The following is a 19,201-nucleotide window of genomic DNA, read 5'->3' as shown; positions in this document are numbered from 1 at the left end:
ATCTCGCAGCTGGTGGCAAAGTCTGAATTCGGTCATTCGTTTTCGATGCCGTGCGTTTTTTCGCTCCTCGCATCGCGCTCGCCACAACACCCATGCGTCAAATAAAAAACCGCCATGCCTGAAAAAATTCGGGCACGGCGGCAGACGAAAACGGTGTGGTTTTGTGCATATCCGTGTAAATCTGTATCCCTGTTTTGCGAGGTTTTTTCGCTACCGCGCTGGTTAAAAAACCCCGCATTCTAACGCTCGCATTTGCAATCTCATAAAGTACACGAAAACCTTGTCAATGCGCAACCGGCACGACACGTTTTCGCCCGCTTTTTTGCACGTTACGCGTGCTATCGCACAATCGCGTGGCAAATGCCGCCGCCAGCGTCTCCGGAAATGATTTTTTGAGCCCGCGATGCGGCCAGTTGCGGCAGCCGAAAATCCTGGCGCAAGCCGCGTCGCATGGCCCGATGATGGACGCATTTTGCCGCCGCCATGCACGCGAAAAAAAAGCGCCGTCACGATGACGGCGCTTTTTGGCGTTGACTGAAAAAGGCTTATTCCCAGTTCAGCGCACCACCTGTCTGGTACTCGGTCACGCGCGTCTCGAAGAAGTTACGCTCCTTCTTCATGTCGATCATTTCGCTCATCCACGGGAATGGATTTTCTTCCTGGGCGAACAGCGGCTCGATGCCGATCTGCTGCGCGCGGCGGTTGGCGATGAAGCGCAGGTAACCCTTGAACATCGGCGCGTTCAAACCCAGCACGCCGCGCGGCATGGTGTCTTCCGCGTATGCGTATTCCAGTTCCACGGCCTGCATGAACAACACTTTAATCTCTTCGCGGAATTCGGCCGTCCACAGCTGCGGGTTTTCCATCTTGATCGTGTTGATCAAGTCGATGCCGAAGTTGCAGTGCATCGATTCGTCGCGCAGGATGTACTGGTACTGCTCGGCAGCGCCCATCATCTTGTTCTGGCGGCCCAGCGCCAGGATCTGCGTGAAGCCCACGTAGAAGAACAGGCCTTCCATCAGGCAGGCAAAGACGATCAGGGATTTCAACAGCTTCTGGTCGTTTTCCACCGTGCCGGTGACGAACGCAGGGTCGGTCAGGGTGTTGATGAACGGGATCAGGAATTCATCCTTGTCGCGGATCGACTTGACTTCGTTGTAGGCGTTGAAGATCTCGCCTTCGTCCAGGCCCAGCGATTCGACGATGTACTGGTAGGCGTGCGTGTGGATCGCTTCCTCGAACGCCTGGCGCAGCAGGTACTGGCGGCACTCGGGCGCCGTGATGTGGCGGTAGGTGCCCAGCACGATGTTATTGGCGGCCAGCGAGTCGGCCGTCACGAAGAAGCCCAGGTTGCGCTTGACCAGGCGACGCTCGTCGTCGGTCAGGCCGTTCGGGTTCTTCCACAGCTCGATGTCGCGCTGCATGTTCACTTCCTGCGGCATCCAGTGGTTGGCGCAGCCGGCCAGGTATTTGTCCCATGCCCATTTGTACTTGAACGGTACCAACTGGTTGACGTCCGTCTTGCCGTTGATGATGCGCTTGTCGTCGGCATTCACGCGGCGCGCCACTTGCTCGGCGTTCGCTTCGGACGGCTCGGCACCTGCCGGCAGGTTCAATTCGGTATTACCCAGTGGCGCTTGCTGCGCCGGACGCGGCACAGCTGCCGACGTGGTTTCATCATCCCATGACAACGACATATTCTTCTTCCTTTCCATGCCGGCGAGCCGGCGATCCGCAACAGGCCCGTTGTATCGGACAATGCGGACATTGACAACATTGAATCAGCCCGACCGTGCCGGGCTGACAACTAAAATCTTACTGGCAGGCTTCGCACTCTTCAAAGCCGTCATCACCCGGACGCAGGTAGCAAGCTTCGCCATCGGCGTCGTCCGCTGCCGCTGCCACTACCGGCGCCACGGCCACCGCTGCTGCCGCCACGACGGCTGCCTGGGCGCTTTGCGCGCTGGCCGACATGCCGCCGTCGACTGCCACGGCGTTCAGGGCGCCCGTCTTGGAGGTCGATTTCTCCATGTGGGTAGCGGCGATGGTACGCAGGTAGTAGGTGGTTTTCAGGCCACGCAGCCATGCCAGCTTGTAGGTCTCGTCCAGTTTCTTGCCCGAGGCGCCAGCCATGTAGATGTTCAGCGACTGGGCCTGGTCGATCCACTTCTGGCGACGCGAAGCCGCTTCCACCAGCCAGCTTGGCGACACTTCGAAGGCGGTGGCGTAGATATCGCGCAGGTCTTGCGGGATGCGGTCGATCTTCACCAGCGAGCCGTCGAAGTACTTCAGGTCGGAGATCATGACTTCATCCCACAGGTCGCGTGCCTTCAGGTCGCGCACCAGGTAGCCGTTGATCTCGGTGAATTCGCCCGACAGGTTCGATTTCACGTACAGGTTCTGGAACGTCGGCTCGATACAGGCCGAGACGCCGATGATGTTCGAAATCGTCGCCGTCGGGGCGATCGCCACGCAGTTCGAGTTGCGCATGCCGAACTTGGCGATGCGTTCGCGCACCGGGGTCCAGTCCATGGCCGACGAGGAATCGACTTCCAGGTAGCCGCCGCGCTCTTCGGCCAGCAGTTTCACCGAGTCCTGTGGCAGGATGCCACGGTCCCACAGCGAACCGGCATACGATTCATAGCGGCCGCGTTCTTCGGCCAGTTCCGTCGACGCCAGGTAGGCGTAGTAGCAGACGGCTTCCATCGAGGTGTCTGCGAACGACACGGCGGCGTCCGAGGCGAACGGGATGCGCATCATGTGCAGACAGTCCTGGAAGCCCATCACGCCCATGCCGACCGGACGGTGGCGCATGTTCGAATTGCGCGCCTTCTCGACGGCGTAGTAATTGATGTCGATGACGTTGTCGAGCATGCGCATGGCGGTGCGCACGGTCTTGGCCAGCTTGACGTGATCGAGCTTGCCTTCCTTCATGTGCGCCGGCATGTTGACGGAGCCGAGGTTGCAGACGGCGATTTCGTCAGGTCCCGTGTTCAGCGTGATTTCCGTGCACAGGTTCGAGCTGTGAACGACGCCGACGTGCGACTGCGGGCTGCGGATGTTGCAAGGATCCTTGAACGTGATCCATGGGTGGCCCGTTTCAAACAGCATCGACAGCATCTTGCGCCACAGGTCCAGCGCGGCGATCTTCTTGAAGACGCGGATTTCGCCGGCGGCAGCCTTGGCTTCGTAGCCCAGGTAAGCCTGTTCGAAGGCCTTGCCGACCTTGTCGTGCAGGTCTGGCGTGTCCGACGGCGAGAACAGGGTCCAATCGCCTTTTTCCATGACGCGCTTCATGAACATGTCGGGAATCCAGTTCGCCGTGTTCATGTCGTGCGTGCGGCGGCGGTCGTCGCCCGTGTTCTTGCGCAGGTCGAGGAATTCCTCGATATCCATGTGCCAGGTTTCCAGGTAGGCGCAGACGGCGCCCTTGCGCTTGCCGCCCTGGTTGACCGCCACGGCCGTGTCATTGACTACTTTCAGGAACGGCACCACGCCTTGCGACTTGCCGTTGGTACCCTTGATGTGGGCGCCCAGGGCGCGCACTGGCGTCCAGTCGTTACCCAGGCCGCCGGCGAACTTGGCCAGCAGCGCGTTGTCCTTGATGGCGTCGTAGATGCCTTCCAGGTCATCCGAGACGGTGCTCAGGTAGCACGACGACAGCTGCGAACGCAGGGTGCCCGAGTTGAACAGGGTCGGGGTCGAGCTCATGAAGTCGAACGAGGACAGCAGGCTGTAGAACTCGATGGCGCGCGCTTCGCGGTCCGCTTCATTCAGCGCCAGGCCCATGGCCACGCGCATGTAGAACGCCTGCGGCATTTCGATGCGCACGTCCTGGATGTGCAGGAAGTAGCGGTCATACAGGGTTTGCAGGCCGATGTAGCCGAACTGCAAGTCGCGGTCGGCGACGATGGCTTTTGCCAGACGCTCCAGGTCGAAACTGGCGAGTACCGGGTTCAGCAGCTCGGCGGCGATGCCCTTGGCGATGTATTGCGGGAAATACGTCAGGTATTCGGCGGCAGCGGCCGCTTGCGGCACTTCCTTGCCGAACACTTCCTTGCGCACCGTGTGCAGCAGGATGCGGGCCGTGACCTGGCTGTAGGCCGGGTCTTTTTCCATCAGCGCGCGCGCCGCCAGGATGGCCGACTTGTGCAGCTCTTCGACAGGCACGCCGTCGTACAGGTTTTTCACGGTTTCAGCGAGGATGGCGTCGGCATCGACGTGCTTTTCCAGGCCGGCGCAGGCGGCGTTGATCAGGTCGCGCACTTCCTGCATGTCCAGCAGGCGGCGCACGCCGTTATCCAGCACGTTCAATTGTGGTGCGGAAACTTGCGCGGAAGCGCCCTGCGCTTCCTTCTGCAGCCGACGCTCTTCCATGTGCTTGGCGCGGTACAGCACGTAGGCACGCGCCACGTCGTGCTCACCCGAACGCATCAGCGACAGTTCCACCTGGTCTTGCACGTCTTCGATATGGAAGGTGCCGCCGCCCGGATGGCGGCGCACCAGCGCGGCGACCACGCCGTCGGTCAGTTGTTCCACCAGTTCGCGGATGCGTGCCGAGGCTGCGCCCTGGCCGCCGTTAACGGCCAAAAACGCCTTGGTCATGGCGATGGCGATCTTCGAAGGCTCAAATGCCACCACCGCGCCGTTGCGGCGGATGATGCGATAGTCGCCCAATGCCGCGCCCGTGCTCGCTACGCTGTTGGCCGCGCCTGGCGCTGGCGATACTGGCGTTGGATGGATGGAAATATCTTGTGGTGATTGCATTGAAGCTCCCGTTGTCAGCTAAAGTCAGCCTGCAGTTTTGCTGCCGCGTGTGTTGTTGAATAGAACGCCCGATGGTCAGGGTTTCTTCAGGTATTTGTTGCTAAATAGTAAATTTATAATGCATAAAACAGGTCAGTATCCATCTCGCCACACCGCACTGCCCGGCTGGCGCAAAACACGATCAAGGGTGATAAACCGCCAGTTCCAGTGCTTTATCAGCAATCCGGGTAGCTTTGACAATAATTCTGAAAACGTCTGTGATGGCACTACATATAGTCTTTACATCCAACTTCTGCACTAATTGTAGTGCCCATCGGAGGGGGATGCAATAGTTTTCCGGCATCCGCGGGCGTAATTTTTTGTATTTTCATATACGATTTCGGTTGACTTTTCAGGGCATGGATGGGAAGCCCAATCCCCGCGAAGTAAGCGCTAACGCAGGCTGCCCGCACAGAATTTCCAGCCAGCACTCTTGGTAAAAATACCAGTCGAAAAACGGCCCCGGATCCGTCTTCCTTCCCGGCGCAATATGCTCGTGACCGCGCACCTGGGACAGTCCGTAGCGCGCCACCAGTGCCGCCGTCAGCGCCGCCAGCACATGATATTGCCGCCGCTGGAAGGGCACATCGTCCGCGCCTTCCATTTCGATACCGATGGAATAGCCATTGCACTGCGGGCGTCCCTCGAAGGTGGACGCGCCCGCATGCCAGGCACGTTGATCAGTAGAAACATATTGCAACAGCGCACCATCGCGCCGCACAAAAAAGTGCGCCGACACCTGCAAGCCACGCAGGTCGGCGAAAGAAGGATCGGCATTATAATCTACCCGGCCCGTAAACAAGTCCGACACATGCGGTCCGCCAAAGTGGCCACCCGGCAAACTGATGTTATGGATCACCAGCAAATCGACATGCACCCCGTCCGGGCGCGCATCGTGGTACGGCGAGTCATAGCGCAACGCGCCGTCGCACCAGCCGTCTTCATCTATCATCCATGCGCTCATCAAATAGGGCTTCCTGTATCGTCAATTTCTGCATGCGGTAACGCAACTGGCGCACGCTCAGGCCCAGCTGGCGTGCCGCCCGCGCACGGTGGTAGCGCGCCTGCACCAGCGCCAGCATGATCATGTCGCGCTCGGCCTGGCGCAAATACATGTCCAGCGGCAAGGCCGGGGCCACGCCATGCGCCGCCATGCCGGGCAGGCACAGTTGCCGTTCCGGCAAGGCCGGCGTTGCTGGTGCCGCCCGCAAGGGTATGCTGCCCGCCGCGGAGGGCAAGGCCAGCCCGTCGAGCGCAATCACGCCGCCGTCGGCAAAGGCCAGCGCCCGCTCCAGCAGGTTTTCCAGTTCCCGCACATTGCCGGGAAACGCATACGCGCCCAAGGCCGCCAGCACCGGCGGCGCCAGACTCACGGCCCGGCGTGGCGACAGGCGCGCCAGGATCACCTCACATAATACCTGCAGATCGCCGCGCCGCTCGCGCAGCGGCGGCAGCGCCAGCTCGATCACATGCAGGCGGTAAAACAGGTCTTGGCGAAACGTGCCGGCGGCCACCCCGCGCGCCAGGCCATGCTGGCTGGCGCACAGGATGCGCACGTCGACGGCTTCGTCGCTACTGCCGCCCAGCTTGCGCACGCGGCGCTCCTGCAGCACGCGCAACAGTTTTACCTGCATGGTCAGCGGCAGGTCATCGACTTCGTCGAGCAGCAGGCTGCCGCCATGGGCCGCCTGGAACAAGCCCTGGCGTTCGTGCAGCGCGCCCGTATAGGCGCCCGGGCGGCAGCCGAAGAATTCCGCTTCCATCAGCGCTTCGGGAATGGCACCGCAGTTGACGGCGATAAACGGGAAGCTGGCGCGCGCGCCCTGCGCATGGATGGCGCGCGCCGCCAGTTCCTTGCCCGTGCCCGATTCGCCGCGGATGGCCACCGGCGCGCCACAGCGGGCGATGCGGCCGATCTGCGCGCGCAGCGCCTGCATGGGCAGCGAGTTGCCGCTCAATTGTGGCGCCGGCGGCATGCCGGCAGCGGTATGCGGACTGGGGTTGGGACGGGACATGAGGCGCGCCTTTCTACAATGGCGGCGGCGAACCGCCTGTTGCAGATGCTACGCCGGACGGATGCCGGAGGACGTTACGATACGGATGAGCAACGCGCGCAAACCTGCGGGCCCGCCCTTACAAGGTGGCGTGCGCGTGGCTGCAGTAGTCGTGGCCCTTGGCCTGCACGTTTTCCGAGGCCGGGTAGTACACGCCGCAATGAGCGCAGCACAGCATCAGCTCGGCATCCGGCAATTCCTGCGGCCGCACCGGTGGCGTAAACGGATTCGGCCGCTGTTGCTGTTGCGCACGGGCCCGTTGCTGCATGCCACGAATCTTGCTGCGGATAGCAAACAGCACCAGAAACACCAGCGCCAGCCAGAATAAAACACGTGTCATGCGAATCCTCGGTGTAAAACCACTTCCAGTACAAAACGGCTGCCGACATAGGCCAGCAGCAAGGTGGCGAAACCGGCCAGGGTAAAGCTCAGGGCCGTCTTGCCGCGCCAGCCGCGGAAGCGGCGCCCTGCCAGCAGCGAGGCAAACAGCAGCCACGACAGCATGGTAAACACGGATTTATGATCCCAGTTCAGGGCCTTGCCAAACAGTTGTTCGGAAAACACGATGCCCGACAGCACGGTCAGGCTGAGCAAAATAAAACCCAGACCGATCATACGGAACAGCAGCTTTTCCATCGTCAGCAGGGCTGGCAACTGGTCCAGCGCCGTGCCGATGAAGCCACGGCTTTCACTGCGCGTATGCAGACGCGATTCCTGCAGCGCCATCAGCACGGCGTGAAAGGCGGCAATCGTCAGGGTGCTGTAGGCGAGCACGGCGACGGCGATATGCCAGCCGAAGACGGCTGACTTGCCTTCCATGTTGACCTGGCTGCCAGGAAAGGCCCAGGCCAGGCCGATGGCGAGGACGGCGCTGGGCATGACCATGCGGCGCAGTCCGTCCAGGCTGAAGTTGCGGTTCTCTATCCAGTAGGCGCCCACCGAGACCCACAGCGCGGCCGACAGCATGGCGGAAAAACCGAAGCGCAAAGTGCCCGGCGCCATCAGGTCGAACCACAGGGTGGCGGCGTGCGCCAGCCAGGCGACGCCGGTCAGGCCGGCAATGAGCCGGGCACGAGACGAGGGAAGCACCGCGCACACCGCGTACAACAGGGCGGCGATGAAAAAGAAATAGATCTGCATAGTTTAAGTTTACACCATAGCCGACAAGCGCGATTCAGGCGACAGCCCGGTGACAGGCACGACGCCGCCAACCAATGCCGCAAGCCTGCCATGATATCGCGCCTGAGGCATGACGGGGTGGCGCACCCTCAAGATTTCGGCAATCTTTCGCACCGCCTGCTTATATATATTAGTATGCCGCAAAAAAATGATGGCCCGCTTAAGCGGGCCATCGGGTATTGCCAATATCCGGCTTACTTCACGTTCAGGCTCTTTTTCGCCTGTTCCAGCAAGTCCGTCTTGACCCAGTCCTTGGCCACAGGCGGCTTCGTCATGCGGCCCACGCCCGTTTTCACCATCACGTCCGTGGTGATCTGGATATGCTCGGGCGAGATGTCATACGAATACGGCGAATTGCTGATCGCGTCGTCGAAGTCATCCTTCGTGATCTGGCCGCGGAACACCACTTCGCGCACGTACTTTTCCGCCGTCGCCTTGTTGTCGATAAAGGTCTTGGTGGCTTCGACGAAGCAGCGCATGAATTTTTCCGCCACGGGACGGCGTTCCTTGTAGAACTTTTCCGTCATCACCATGGTGCGCACGGGCTCGCCGATCGGCGTGTCGTACGGTTTGATGACTTCACTGCCGAAACCCTTGTTGATGGCCTGCGACGATTGCGGCTCCGACTGCATCATGGCGTCGATATTCTTGCCCATCAGCGCCTGGTTCAAGTCGGCGTAGGCCAGGAATACCAGCTGCACATCCTTGCCCTTGGTTTCGGAATACGTCAGGCCCGCCTGCGACAGCTCGGCCAGCAACAGCACTTCCTGTATGCCGCCGCGCGTCACGCCCACGCGCTTGCCCTTGAGTTCCTTGACGCTGGCGATCTTTTGCCCGGCGCCCGCAACCAGGCGCGCGCCGCCCTTGGCAAAACCGGCCACCACATAGATGGGCGCACCGCCGGCGCGGCCGGAAATGGCCGCTTCGGACGCCGTCGCCCCCACGTCCAGCTCGCCCGCGATAATCGCCTGCATCACGTCGAGGCCCTTGGCGAAGATATGCTCTTCGACCTTGATGCCGCACTTGGGCGCGATTTCCTTGATGTACGACACGGCGCCGTAGTGGGCGAATTTCAGATTGCCCAGGCGTACGACTTCCTGCGCCTGCGCCTGCACGGCGCCCATGCCGAAGGCCAGCACGAGGGCGGCTGCGATACCGGTCTTCAAAGTTGATTTTTTCTGCATCGGGTTCTCCTGTGGTGGTTGGTGTGTGCCCGCAAGGGCACGCGAAACACTGCTTTTATTATCAGGAGATAGTACCGCGTGTTGGAGCCAGGGCAACATTTTTTTGCCCTGGCCAGCCCATCCTGCTTAAAACGTGGAGCGCAGGGTCACGCTCGCATTGCGTGGCGCACCGTACCAGTTGCCGCCCCCCGTGTAGCCCGTCTTTTCATAGTAGCGCTTGTCAAAGACATTATTGACGTTCAGGGCCAGCGACCAGCGGGGATCGATGCGGTATTGCGCCAGTGCGCTCCAGACGGCATAGCCGCCCTGCGTAAACTGGAAGTCCCGCTCGCCGCCATCGCGCGTGACCACCGTGCCACTCGTGTAGTTGGCGCTCTGGATGGCGACATTGCCGCCCACCTTCCAGGCCGACCAGGCGCCAGACAAGGTATACGCCGTCGACAGCTTGAACAGATGCTTGGGCGTGATGCTGCTGAAAGGCAAGCCCGTGCTGTCATTCTTGCTATGGTTAAACGTATAGCCGGCGGCAGCCTGCAAGCCGGGCAAGAGTTCGCCGCCCACTTCCATATCCACGCCGCGGCTGGTCACCTTACCCTGCGGCAAGTAGCAGCAATTACCCGCATACAGGTCGGTTTCTTCCGGATAGCCAGGGTCCAGCACGGCCTCACCACTGCGTTCGACATGGAACAGGCTGAAGGTAGCATTCAGGCGGCCCTCAAGCAATTCGCCCTTGAGGCCGCCTTCATAGCTCTTGCCCGTGATGGGCTTGAGCGAGGTGCCCGGCACTGGCCCCGCCTTGTACAGCGCCTGCGGCTTGAAGATGGCGGAATAGCTGGCATACGCCGACCACTGTGGATTGAGGTCGTAGATGATGCCGCCATACGGCGTCAGCTTGGTCGGCTCGCTGAAGCGGCTGTCCGAATCGGGCGACCAGCTTCCCGTGTCGCCATCCAGCGATGCCACGTATTGCTTGAACTTGTAGCGGGCCAGGCGGGCGCCCAGCACCACGTGTAGCTGGTCGCTGGGATGCAGGCGCACGGTGCCGTAAGCGCCATATTGTTCCTGCTCCCATGGATGGAAACGGTACCAGACAGGGCCATTATCGCCGCCAGTCCAGGGCGTGGCATCGGGATCGAAGGGATTGGCCGGGGTAGTGCCGGCCCCCGTCTGCCGGGCCGAATCCCAGTAGCTCGTGACCTTCTGCCGGTCTGCCCCCAGCAGCAACTCATGCGTGCGTCCCAGCAGCCCGAAATTGCCCGTCAGGTTCAGGTCCAGCACATTCTGGTGATTCCAGGCATTGTTGCGCGTGCCGGCCCACACGACGCCATCGCTGCCGCCAGGCTCCACGGCGCCAGTGGTAAACGTGCCGCGCCCCTTGGAGCTCTGCTCGACATGGCTGGCATTGATTTTCAGCTTCCAGCCAGCGGCAAAACGGTGTTCGAGCTGGGCAAACAGTTCCGTGACCTCGTTGTCAACATAACCCCAGGGCTGGCTCAGGTTGGTCGAGCGCGGCAACTGCACATCGGCGCCGTCCGCATAGCGGGGCAAGCCGGAACCACTGCCAGTCGTATCACGCTTGGCCTGCGAAGCGCCCACGGTCAACAGCGATCCCGCGGGCAGATCCGCTTCCAGCACGCCGTACACGAGCGCCTTTTCCGTGCGGAAGTGGCGCATGAAGGAGCCATCATTTTCATACATGGCCACCACCCTGCCGCGCAGCCGGCCGTCATACGCGAGCGGCCCGGTGGCGTCGATGTCGGCGCGATAATTGCTCCAGCTGCCCGCCGACAAGGCAGCCGTCAGTTGCCGGTGCTCGAGCGGCTTCTTGCGCGCCAGGTTGATGATGCCGCCCGGATCACCGGCACCGGCCAGCAGGCCGGACGCGCCGCGCATCACCTCGACCCTGTCATACATCGCCATATCCTGGATTGCCGTCGCGGTATAGCTGCCGATATTGAAGGGGGCGCCGCCATCGATCTGCATGCTGTCGATTTGGAAGCCGCGCGAATAGAAATTGTAGGCGTGGCCGTTCACGCGCTTGGAGGTGATGCCCGGCGTCAGCGCCATGGCGCCGCCGATATCCTTGACGTCCTGGTCATCGAGCTGCTGGCGCGTCACCACGGACACCGACTGGGGAATTTCGCGGAACGACTGGTCGCCCTTGGAAGCGATGCTGGTGACGCGGCTCGTGTAGGAACCCGTCCCTTCCGTACTGCCATCGCTGGAGCGGCGCGCGCGCACGCGGATCGCGGCCAGGGTTTGCTCGCCGGCGGCGCTGGCGGTGGTAGCCGCAGCAGCGGCTGCAGGTGTCGCGGGCGCCACTTTTTGCAAGGTATAGCTGCCGTCGCTGCGGCCGGTGATTTCCAGGCCGCTGCCGGCCAGCAGGCGCGCAAGCGCTGCGCGCGGGGTATAGCTGCCGCTCAGCGCGGGACTGTTCAAACCCGCCGTCAGGGCCGGATCGAAGGACAGGGCGATGCCCGCTTCGACGGCCACGGTGGACAGGTTGCGGCCCAAAGGACCGGCCGGCAGTTCGATGCTGCGCGCGACGGGCGCGTCGAGCGACGCCGCATGGGCGGGTGCCGCCATGGCCAGCATGGCAAGGTGGACGGAGAGAAAAACGATGGAACGGAAGGGAGCTGCGGGCATGACGTTTCCTTTACATGGCAATGGGATCTTCTTCCCCTTGCCAGCCCGGCGCGAAAAAAGTGTCAGGTTTTGAAAACTATTTATTCAGGCGCATCCAGGGTGACCCAATAGCCGCCAAGGCGCGTGCGCGCCGCCACGGGATAGGTCGACACCAGCATCACCAGCGCCGCATCCGTATCCGTGATGGGAAACGCCCCCGAGACGCGCACATTGGCCACGCGGGGATCGCAGCGCACGATGCCGGGCCGGTAGCGGCCCAGTTCCAGCGCAAAATCGTGCAGGCGCATGGCGTCGGCCAGCAGCATGCCGCGCTGCCACGCCAGCTCTCCGGCGTCCAGCGCTCGCGGTTCGCCGATAGCCGCCGCTGTGAAGGCCACCTGCGAACCCGCCGCAATGATGTGCTGCGCACCGCTGTGCGCCAGCACGCGCACGCGGCTTTCCCGCACGGCCAGCGCCGTCCGGCCCTCCTCCTGGCGCACGGAAAACACCGTGCCAAGTGCTTCGAGCCGGCCTTCGGCCGTGGCGACGAAAAACGCACGGCCTTGTGGATCGGGCGACGTCCGCACGGCGATTTCACCGCGCCGCAGGGTCAGCAGACGCTGCGCGCCATCGAATTGCACGTCCAGGGTGGTGGCCGTATTGAGGCTGATGCGGCTGCCATCGGCCAGCACGATGTTGCGCCGCTCGCCCGTCGCCGTCCGGTAATCGTGGCGCCAGCCCTGCTGCTCCATCAGCAGCCAGGCGCCGGGCACCACGGCCAGCAAGGCCGCCAGTTTCAGCAGCGCGGCGCGGCGCGCCGAGGTTCGCGATGCGCGGGACCGGTCCAGCGCCGGCATGGCCAGCTCCGGCGGCAGGCCACCCAGCTTGCCCAGCAGCGCTTCGGCACGCTGCCAGGCGCGCGCATGTTCCGGGTCACTCGCGCGCCAGCGTTCGCATTCGCGCCGCTGCTGCGCGCTGGCCGCGCCCGAGTGCAGTTGCATCAGCCAGTCAGCCGCCTGCTCGAGCACGCGCGGATCGATGGGAACGCGGGCGCCCAAGCTAGTCGCCATCGAGCCGCAGGCACGCCAGGAACGCCTGCTTCATATAGCGCTTCACGCTGGCCAGCGACACGTCCAGCCGTACGGCGATGGCGTCATACGTCAACCCTTCCAGCTGCGACAGCAGAAAGGCGCGCCGCACGGCGGCCGGCAGGGAATCGAGCATGGCGTCGACTTGGTGCAGGGTTTCCAGGATCAGCAATTGCTCTTCGCATGAAGGCGCTTGCGCTTCGGGCAGCAGGGCGATGGCGTCAAGATAAGCGCGTTCGAGCGCCTGGCGCTGGTACCAGTTGATCAGGATGCCGCGCGCCACCGTCGTCAGGTAGGCGCGCGGCTGGCTGATGGCGCCGAGGTCGCGCCGCGCCAGGATGCGGATGAAGGTGTCGTGCGCCAGGTCGGCCGCGTCGGCGGCATTGCCCAGCTTGTAGCGCAACCAGCCATGCAGCCAGCCGTGGTGCTGCTGGTACAGCGCCTGGGCGGCATGCGTGGGAGAAGAGTGGTCTTGCTGTAGGGCGAAGTCGGCGGCCGACATGGGCATCCTTTCCTGTCAGGCGCCTGGCACCAATGCAAATAAGAATTATTCTCATTTTAGCCGAAACAACAACGCCGGCGCAATGCCTGGCCGCGATGGCAGGCATTGCGCTGGCGTTTTTACAACAGCCGACCTTACTGGCCAGCGAGCGCCACGACGGGGTCGAGGCCCGACGCCTTGCGCGCCGGCATGAAGCCAAACACCAGCCCCGTCACCACGGCGCAGGCAAACGCGCCGGCGATGGCGCTCAGCGAAAAGATCACCGGCACGTCCCATACCAGCAGCAAGCCGGCCACCGTCACGCCGACCACGATGCCGGCCACGCCGCCCACCACCGACACCAGCACGGCTTCGGTGAGGAACTGGCGCAGGATGTCGCGCCGGCGCGCGCCCGTCGCCATGCGGATGCCGATTTCGCGCGTGCGCTCGCGCACCGTCATCAGCATCACGTTCATGACGCCGATACCGCCCACCACCAGCGAGACGGCGGCGATCAGGCTGAGCATCATGGTCATGTTGTCCTGCGTCTTGGCTTCGGCGGCGATCGACGCGGCCGCGTTGCTGATGCCGTAGTCGCGGATGCGGTGGCGCTCGAACATGGTGGCGTCGACCGCCGCCTCCACCTCCGTCACGCGCTTGACGTCGGCCACCGCCATGACGGTGTACGTCGGCTCGCGCTGACCGAAGACACGGATGCCGGCCGTGGAAAACGGCAGCAGCAGCACGTCGTCTTCATCCTTCTCACCCGTCAGCGCACCCTTCGCGCTCATCACGCCGATCACCTGGAAAGGCACATTGCCGATCAGGATGCTCTGCCCCACGGGATTGGGCACGTCGGGCATCAGCTTTTCCGCCAGGTGCGCACCCAGCACGGCCACGGTGGCCATCTCGCGCTCGTCTTCCTCGGTAAAGAAGCCGCCCTTGGCCACGGGCCAGGTCTGGATCTGCGGCAGGGCCGGCCCCGTGCCGCGCACATAGGTCTGCACGTCGAGGTTGCCATGGCGGATCACCTTGTTGCCCGTGACATTCGGCAGCACGTGGGTGATGCCCGGCACGTCCTTGAGCGCATCGAGGTCGGCCAGGGTGATGCTGCGCCCCGGGATGCGCGAGCTTTCGCCGCGCGACGCCATGTACAGCAGATTCGAGCCGAAGGCGCCCAGTTGCGCCATCACCTGCTGGCGCGTGCCCAGGCCGATGGCCAGCATGACGATGACCGAGGCGACGCCGATGACGATGCCGAGCAAGGTCAAGCCCGTGCGGAAGCGGTTGATCCACAGCACGCGCCAGGCGGCGCGCGCCGCGTCGAGCAATTCCGTGCCCAGCGACGCACCTGTATCGTGCGCGGCGCGCGCCATGTCCAGCGGCGGCAAGGCCGTCGACGTGGCGGGAATGGCGATGGCGCCCGAGTCTGCGATGATTTCGCCATCGCTGATCTCGATCACGCGGCGCGCCTGGGCCGCCACCTTGCGGTCATGCGTAATGAGGATGATGGTGTGGCCCGCGTCGGCCAGTTCGCCCAGCAGGGCCATGACTTCGGCGCCGCTGCTGCTGTCTAACGCCCCAGTCGGTTCATCGGCGAGGATGATGCGCCCGCCATTCATCAACGCGCGCGCGATCGACACGCGCTGCTGCTGGCCGCCGGACAACTGGTTCGGCCGGTGATCGAGCCGCTCTCCCAGGCCCAGGCGCTTGAGCAGCGCTTCCGAACGGGCGTGGCGGGCGGCCGCCGGCATGCCCGCATACAAGGCCGGCACTTCCACGTTTTCGCGCGCCGATTCGGTGGCGATCAAGTGATACCCCTGGAAGACGAAGCCGAACGCTTCGCGCCGCAGCCACGCCAGTTCATCGGGATTCAGGCTGGCCACATCCTGGCCGGCGAAGCGGTAAATGCCGTCGCTGGGCCGGTCAAGACAGCCAAGCAAATGCATCAGGGTCGACTTGCCGGAACCGGAGGCGCCGACGATGGCGACGAATTCGCCGGCGCCAATCGACAGGGTCAGGCCGCGCAGCACTTCCACGGCCGGCGCGCCGTCATGGCCGCCGTAGCGCTTGCGGATGCCGGCAAGCTCAATCAATGGCGCCGGCTGGCCAGGTTCCCCGGCCTGCCCCAGCGACGCGGCCTCGCTCATGGCGCTCACAGCTGGAACCTGCTGCTGCCGTTGCCGGCCGGCTGCTCGCCCGTGACCAGCAACTCGCCTTCGCGCAAGCCTTGCAGCACTTCCGCGCTGAGGCGGTTGCGCACGCCCACTGTGACGGCGCGCGTATCGACCTTGCCGTCCGCATCCATCACGCGGGCCGTGAACTGCCCCGGCTTGGCGCCTTCTTCCGTCGATGGCTTCAGGGCCGGCAAGGGAACGGCCAGCACATTGTTCGCCGCGGCCGTGACAAACACCACCTGCGCCGTCATCTGCGGCATCAATTCACCATCGGCATTATCCACGTCGAACAGCACGGTATACAGGATCACCTTGCTGGTCGACGGCGCCAGGGCCGTGCCGGCGGCGGAACCACCGGGCACCGGCGGGGCCGGCAGCACTTGGCGCACCTTGCCGCTCCAGCGCCGCTGGTCGCCGCCCAGGGTGGTGAAGTACACGGGCATGTCCGGGCGCACGCGGCGCACGTCCGCTTCCGATACTTCCGTCCACACCGTCATGGCCGACAGGTCGGCGATGCGCAGGATATTCGGCGTCTGGTACGTGGCGTTCAGGGTTTGCCCTTCCTTCGCGTCCAGGCCCACTACCTTGCCGGCCATCGGCGCGTAGATGCGCGTGTAGCCGAGGCGCGCCTCGTCCGCCTTCAGGCTGGCCTGGGTCTGGTCGATCTGCGCCTTCAGGTGGTCGATCTTGGCGCCGGCCGAGGCCAGGGTGGCTTCGGCCGTTTCCAGGTCGGCCAAGGGCGTCGAGTCGAACTTGGCCATCTGCTTCTGGCGGCCATGCTGCTGGCCGGCCAGGCGGTGCTGCGCCTGCTGGTCGGCCAGCTGCGCACGCAAGCCCGCCAGCGCGGCGCGACCCGCATCGACCGTGGCTTGCTGCACGCTGGGGTCGATCTCGGCCAGCAACTGGCCTTTTTCCACGGCGCTGCCGGGCTGCACGTGCAGGCGCGTGATCTGGCCCGACACTTGCGCGCCCACGTCGACATAGGTTTGCGGCTGCAAGGTGCCGATGGCCGTGACGCTCGCTTCGATATTGCCGCGCTTGACGGGCGCCGTGTCAAATACGGTGGCCGGGCCGCGCGTGGCCCACAGGGCGCCGGCGCCAAACAGCGCCAGCAAGACCACGCCGCCCAGGATGCGGGCGCGGCGGGAAGGCAGACGGGCCGCCATCAGGCAGCCACTTTCAATACATTCAAAACATCAATCGGTGTCGCCAGGCGTGAAAAGTGCATCGGTCTATCCTTGAAAATGGCGGTGAACATCACCGCAGGAACGTCACAAGACCTGCCAGCGCGGCGACGGCTGCCAGCAGGGAACTACGAAACAGCAAGCGGGGGGCATATGGCAGCAGCAGGGCCACCAGCAGCGCGCCGGCCCCGATGAATCCCAACCAGGCAACCACGCCGACGGTGGCGCTCCAGCCAGCCACGCAGGGCCAGATGGCCAGCGCCAGCAGGACGGCGCCGGCCAGTTGCAGCGCGCGCCGCACGTTCGGCGCCGCGTCCCTGCCCCAGACCTGGCCATGGTGGCGGTCCATCGCCAGCGACAGGCTGGCCATGCCCGCATACGACAGGCCCAGCGCGCAAAGGATGGTAGTGATCATGACTGTCCTTCCGTATTGACTTGCAGGCTGGCCGTGGGCGCAGCGTTTTCCCTGGCCGCGGCCTTTTTCAGTGGTTTTTCCTTGCGCTTGTGGACTTTCCACGCGCCCCAGGCGGCCAGCAGACCGAAGGCCATGCTACCCAGCTCCACGCCGGCGCTTTCCCAATCGCCGCGCGCGATCTGCGCCACCAGGTTGTCACCCGTGCTCAATACATTCAGGACCGGCAACAGCAGGCACAGGGCGGCCAGCAAGCCCAGTTGCTCGATCCACGCGCGCTTTTCCCCGCGCAGGCAGGCGTGCACCAGCATCACAAACCACACGCCGAAGAAGGCGCGCACTTCCCAGCCGGCGCGCTGCTCGATGCCGACGGGGATCAAACGGTTCGCCCACAAGAAGCCCACGCAGGCGATGGACAGGCCGGCGATCGCCGCCACGTTCAGGCATGTGATGACCCGGTACACGCGCTGCGTGTAGGCGCCGAACTCGCCGCCGGACTTCTGGCGGCGCTTGACCATGAACAGGATCGCCCCCGTGCCCATCATGGCCGTGCCGGCCAGGCCGCAGAAGAAGTACAGCCAGCGCATCGGCGTGCCGCCGAAACCGACCATGTGCAGGTTCGACATGACGGAGCGCGTCAGGCCCGCGCCGCCCGTGTCCGACTCGCCGGGCAGGCGCAAGGCAACCTGCTCGCCCGTGGCCAGCGCATAGCAGGCCCGGCCCGAATTGGCGCTGATCCGTTCCAGCAAATCCGCGTCCTCGTTCCAGCCATACATGCAGACGCGCATGGAGGCATCGTTCGGATTGTCCAGCACCACGGCGCGGATTTCCTGGCCGATGGCCTGTTCGGCGCGCAGCGCAAACGATTCCAGCGCGGGAATGGCCAGCGGCTGGCCCGTTTTCACGGGTTTACCCACATCGTTCCAGTCGGCCAAAAAGGCCTTCTTGGCATTGTCCATGCCGTATTGCGCGACCACGGGGGCCGGCACATAGTCATCGCTGAAGAAGGCCAGGCCCGTGTAGGCGATCATGAACTGGAACGGCAATGTCAGCACGGCCACCGCGTTGTGTGCATCAAGCCACGAACGCTGCCCCTTGGCCGGGCGGAAGGTGAAGAAATCCTTGAAGATGCGCTTGTGCGTGATGACGCCGCTGACCAGCGCCACCAGCATGATCATGGTGGTGATGGCGACGATCCATACGCCGATGCGCCCCGCGTGCAGTTCGTAATGGAAATCGACGAAATGGTGGCCGCCGATGGTTTCCCGTTCCGTTGCCTCGCGCGCATGCTCAATGACGGCGCCCGTCAGCGGATCGAGATCCGCCGCGCCATAGCCGCCAGCGGGCTGGAACCAGTAGGCGGACAGGCCGTGGCCGGGACGCTGCACGGGCCAGATTTCCCACATGTCCGCCTTCGGATGTTCCTTGGCCATGAAGTCGAGCGCCAGTTCCAGGCGGTGCGCGCGGTCCGTGACCTTCGGCAGCGGCGGATCGTTCGCATGCGCCGCCTCTTCAAGCGCGTGCTCGGGCGTCATCCAATGGCCGATCGGGTCGTCGAAGACGGCCAGGGTGCCGGTCAGGAAAATGGCGAACAGCAGCCAGGAAATCCACAGGCCGCTCCACGTATGCAGCCAGGCCATGGCCTGGCGCAGGCCGCCCTGCTGCGGCGTTTTCACCACTTTGTCTACCTTGACGGCGTTCATGCTGCACCTCGCGACAGCAGCAGGCCGATGCCGCCGCAGACGATGGCCGGCAGCAGCATGCCCAGCCAGACACGGCGCAGGTCTTGCACGGCAAAGACCCAGATCACGGCGCAGGTGTAGACGACGAAGGCGCTCAGGGTGGCCGTCAGCACGGCTTCGGCGCGCGACAGCGGCAGCACGGCCGACAGCAGCACGGCTACGCCGGACGTCAGTGCATAGCCGCCAAAGATGGCGGCGAGCACGCGCGAGAACAACATCATGTTGGCCGATTTCATCATCGCGGCGCTCCCTGTGGCACACGCTGGCTC

Annotated in this window: 15 protein-coding genes; all 15 read right to left on the bottom strand. The window is 63.8% G+C overall.

Features of this window, described 5'->3' with window-relative positions; genetic code table 11:
• Positions 1-545: 545 nt before the first annotated feature.
• The 15 genes from SJI03_RS02365 to SJI03_RS02295 all read right to left on the bottom strand — a co-directional run bounded on the left by SJI03_RS02365 (position 546) and on the right by SJI03_RS02295 (position 19,171).
• Entirely contained in the window at positions 546-1,697 is a 1,152-nt protein-coding gene (locus SJI03_RS02365; RefSeq protein WP_034746600.1) for a ribonucleotide-diphosphate reductase subunit beta, read from the bottom strand.
• Between the two features lie 118 nt (positions 1,698-1,815).
• Complete coding sequence (locus tag SJI03_RS02360; RefSeq protein WP_099376531.1) at positions 1,816-4,767, bottom strand: ribonucleoside-diphosphate reductase subunit alpha; 2,952 nt, start codon at positions 4,765-4,767, stop codon at positions 1,816-1,818.
• 391 nt (positions 4,768-5,158) lie between these two features.
• Entirely contained in the window at positions 5,159-5,770 is a 612-nt protein-coding gene (gene ampD, locus SJI03_RS02355) for a 1,6-anhydro-N-acetylmuramyl-L-alanine amidase AmpD (RefSeq protein ID WP_322426130.1), read from the bottom strand.
• Complete coding sequence (locus SJI03_RS02350; protein ID WP_322426129.1) at positions 5,748-6,821, bottom strand: sigma-54 dependent transcriptional regulator; 1,074 nt, start codon at positions 6,819-6,821, stop codon at positions 5,748-5,750. The genes ampD and SJI03_RS02350 overlap by 23 nt, the downstream gene beginning before the upstream one ends.
• A gap of 118 nt (positions 6,822-6,939) precedes the next feature.
• Positions 6,940-7,200 (bottom strand): PP0621 family protein, encoded by a 261-nt coding sequence (locus SJI03_RS02345; protein WP_077408507.1) that lies wholly within the window; start codon positions 7,198-7,200, stop codon positions 6,940-6,942.
• A complete protein-coding gene (locus tag SJI03_RS02340; protein ID WP_322426128.1) occupies positions 7,197-8,000 on the bottom strand; it encodes a cytochrome C assembly family protein in 804 nt (267 codons plus the stop codon). Before SJI03_RS02340 ends, SJI03_RS02345 begins: the two co-directional genes overlap by 4 nt.
• Positions 8,001-8,233: 233 nt before the next feature.
• Positions 8,234-9,163, bottom strand: a complete 930-nt coding sequence (locus SJI03_RS02335) for an ABC transporter substrate-binding protein (protein WP_099376700.1) — start codon at positions 9,161-9,163, stop codon at positions 8,234-8,236.
• A 186-nt stretch (positions 9,164-9,349) separates the two neighbouring features.
• Positions 9,350-11,869 (bottom strand): TonB-dependent siderophore receptor, encoded by a 2,520-nt coding sequence (locus SJI03_RS02330; RefSeq protein WP_322426127.1) that lies wholly within the window; start codon positions 11,867-11,869, stop codon positions 9,350-9,352.
• 80 nt (positions 11,870-11,949) lie between these two features.
• On the bottom strand, positions 11,950-12,918 hold the full coding sequence (locus SJI03_RS02325; protein ID WP_322426126.1) for a FecR domain-containing protein: 969 nt from the start codon (positions 12,916-12,918) through the stop codon (positions 11,950-11,952).
• Entirely contained in the window at positions 12,908-13,438 is a 531-nt protein-coding gene (locus SJI03_RS02320) for a sigma-70 family RNA polymerase sigma factor (RefSeq protein WP_322426125.1), read from the bottom strand. The genes SJI03_RS02325 and SJI03_RS02320 overlap by 11 nt, the downstream gene beginning before the upstream one ends.
• Before the next feature lie 134 nt (positions 13,439-13,572).
• The gene (locus SJI03_RS02315; protein ID WP_322426124.1) at positions 13,573-15,567 is read right to left on the bottom strand and encodes a MacB family efflux pump subunit; all 1,995 of its coding nucleotides are present in this window, start codon (positions 15,565-15,567) and stop codon (positions 13,573-13,575) included.
• A gap of 5 nt (positions 15,568-15,572) precedes the next feature.
• Positions 15,573-16,760 (bottom strand): efflux RND transporter periplasmic adaptor subunit, encoded by a 1,188-nt coding sequence (locus tag SJI03_RS02310; protein WP_322426123.1) that lies wholly within the window; start codon positions 16,758-16,760, stop codon positions 15,573-15,575.
• Positions 16,761-16,851: 91 nt separating this feature from the next.
• A complete protein-coding gene (locus SJI03_RS02305) occupies positions 16,852-17,193 on the bottom strand; it encodes a DUF3325 domain-containing protein (protein ID WP_322426122.1) in 342 nt (113 codons plus the stop codon).
• Positions 17,190-18,893: a PepSY-associated TM helix domain-containing protein gene (locus SJI03_RS02300; RefSeq protein ID WP_322426121.1), complete on the bottom strand. Its 1,704-nt coding sequence runs from the start codon at positions 18,891-18,893 to the stop codon at positions 17,190-17,192. Before SJI03_RS02300 ends, SJI03_RS02305 begins: the two co-directional genes overlap by 4 nt.
• Positions 18,890-19,171 (bottom strand): hypothetical protein, encoded by a 282-nt coding sequence (locus SJI03_RS02295; RefSeq protein WP_322426120.1) that lies wholly within the window; start codon positions 19,169-19,171, stop codon positions 18,890-18,892. Before SJI03_RS02295 ends, SJI03_RS02300 begins: the two co-directional genes overlap by 4 nt.
• Positions 19,172-19,201 lie beyond the last annotated feature (30 nt).

This window comes from Janthinobacterium sp. GMG1 (assembly GCF_034427795.1).
Classification (GTDB): Bacteria; Pseudomonadota; Gammaproteobacteria; order Burkholderiales; family Burkholderiaceae_D; genus Janthinobacterium.
The sequence above is the reverse complement of the archived record's forward strand: the minus strand, read 5'-3'. Positions and strand labels throughout refer to the sequence as shown.

Excerpts from the sequence above, each read along its gene's own strand:
- SJI03_RS02365 (WP_034746600.1), bottom strand. The coding sequence starts at position 1,697 with ATGTCGTTGTCATGGGATGATGAAACCACGTCGGCAGCTGTGCCGCGT.
- SJI03_RS02360 (WP_099376531.1), bottom strand. The coding sequence starts at position 4,767 with ATGCAATCACCACAAGATATTTCCATCCATCCAACGCCAGTATCGCCA.
- ampD (WP_322426130.1), bottom strand. The coding sequence starts at position 5,770 with ATGAGCGCATGGATGATAGATGAAGACGGCTGGTGCGACGGCGCGTTG.
- SJI03_RS02350 (WP_322426129.1), bottom strand. The coding sequence starts at position 6,821 with ATGTCCCGTCCCAACCCCAGTCCGCATACCGCTGCCGGCATGCCGCCG.
- SJI03_RS02345 (WP_077408507.1), bottom strand. The coding sequence starts at position 7,200 with ATGACACGTGTTTTATTCTGGCTGGCGCTGGTGTTTCTGGTGCTGTTT.
- SJI03_RS02340 (WP_322426128.1), bottom strand. The coding sequence starts at position 8,000 with ATGCAGATCTATTTCTTTTTCATCGCCGCCCTGTTGTACGCGGTGTGC.
- SJI03_RS02335 (WP_099376700.1), bottom strand. The coding sequence starts at position 9,163 with ATGGGCGCCGTGCAGGCGCAGGCGCAGGAAGTCGTACGCCTGGGCAAT.
- SJI03_RS02330 (WP_322426127.1), bottom strand. The coding sequence starts at position 11,869 with ATGCCCGCAGCTCCCTTCCGTTCCATCGTTTTTCTCTCCGTCCACCTT.
- SJI03_RS02325 (WP_322426126.1), bottom strand. The coding sequence starts at position 12,918 with ATGGCGACTAGCTTGGGCGCCCGCGTTCCCATCGATCCGCGCGTGCTC.
- SJI03_RS02320 (WP_322426125.1), bottom strand. The coding sequence starts at position 13,438 with ATGTCGGCCGCCGACTTCGCCCTACAGCAAGACCACTCTTCTCCCACG.
- SJI03_RS02315 (WP_322426124.1), bottom strand. The coding sequence starts at position 15,567 with ATGAGCGAGGCCGCGTCGCTGGGGCAGGCCGGGGAACCTGGCCAGCCG.
- SJI03_RS02310 (WP_322426123.1), bottom strand. The coding sequence starts at position 16,760 with ATGGCGGCCCGTCTGCCTTCCCGCCGCGCCCGCATCCTGGGCGGCGTG.
- SJI03_RS02305 (WP_322426122.1), bottom strand. The coding sequence starts at position 17,193 with ATGATCACTACCATCCTTTGCGCGCTGGGCCTGTCGTATGCGGGCATG.
- SJI03_RS02300 (WP_322426121.1), bottom strand. The coding sequence starts at position 18,893 with ATGAACGCCGTCAAGGTAGACAAAGTGGTGAAAACGCCGCAGCAGGGC.
- SJI03_RS02295 (WP_322426120.1), bottom strand. The coding sequence starts at position 19,171 with ATGATGAAATCGGCCAACATGATGTTGTTCTCGCGCGTGCTCGCCGCC.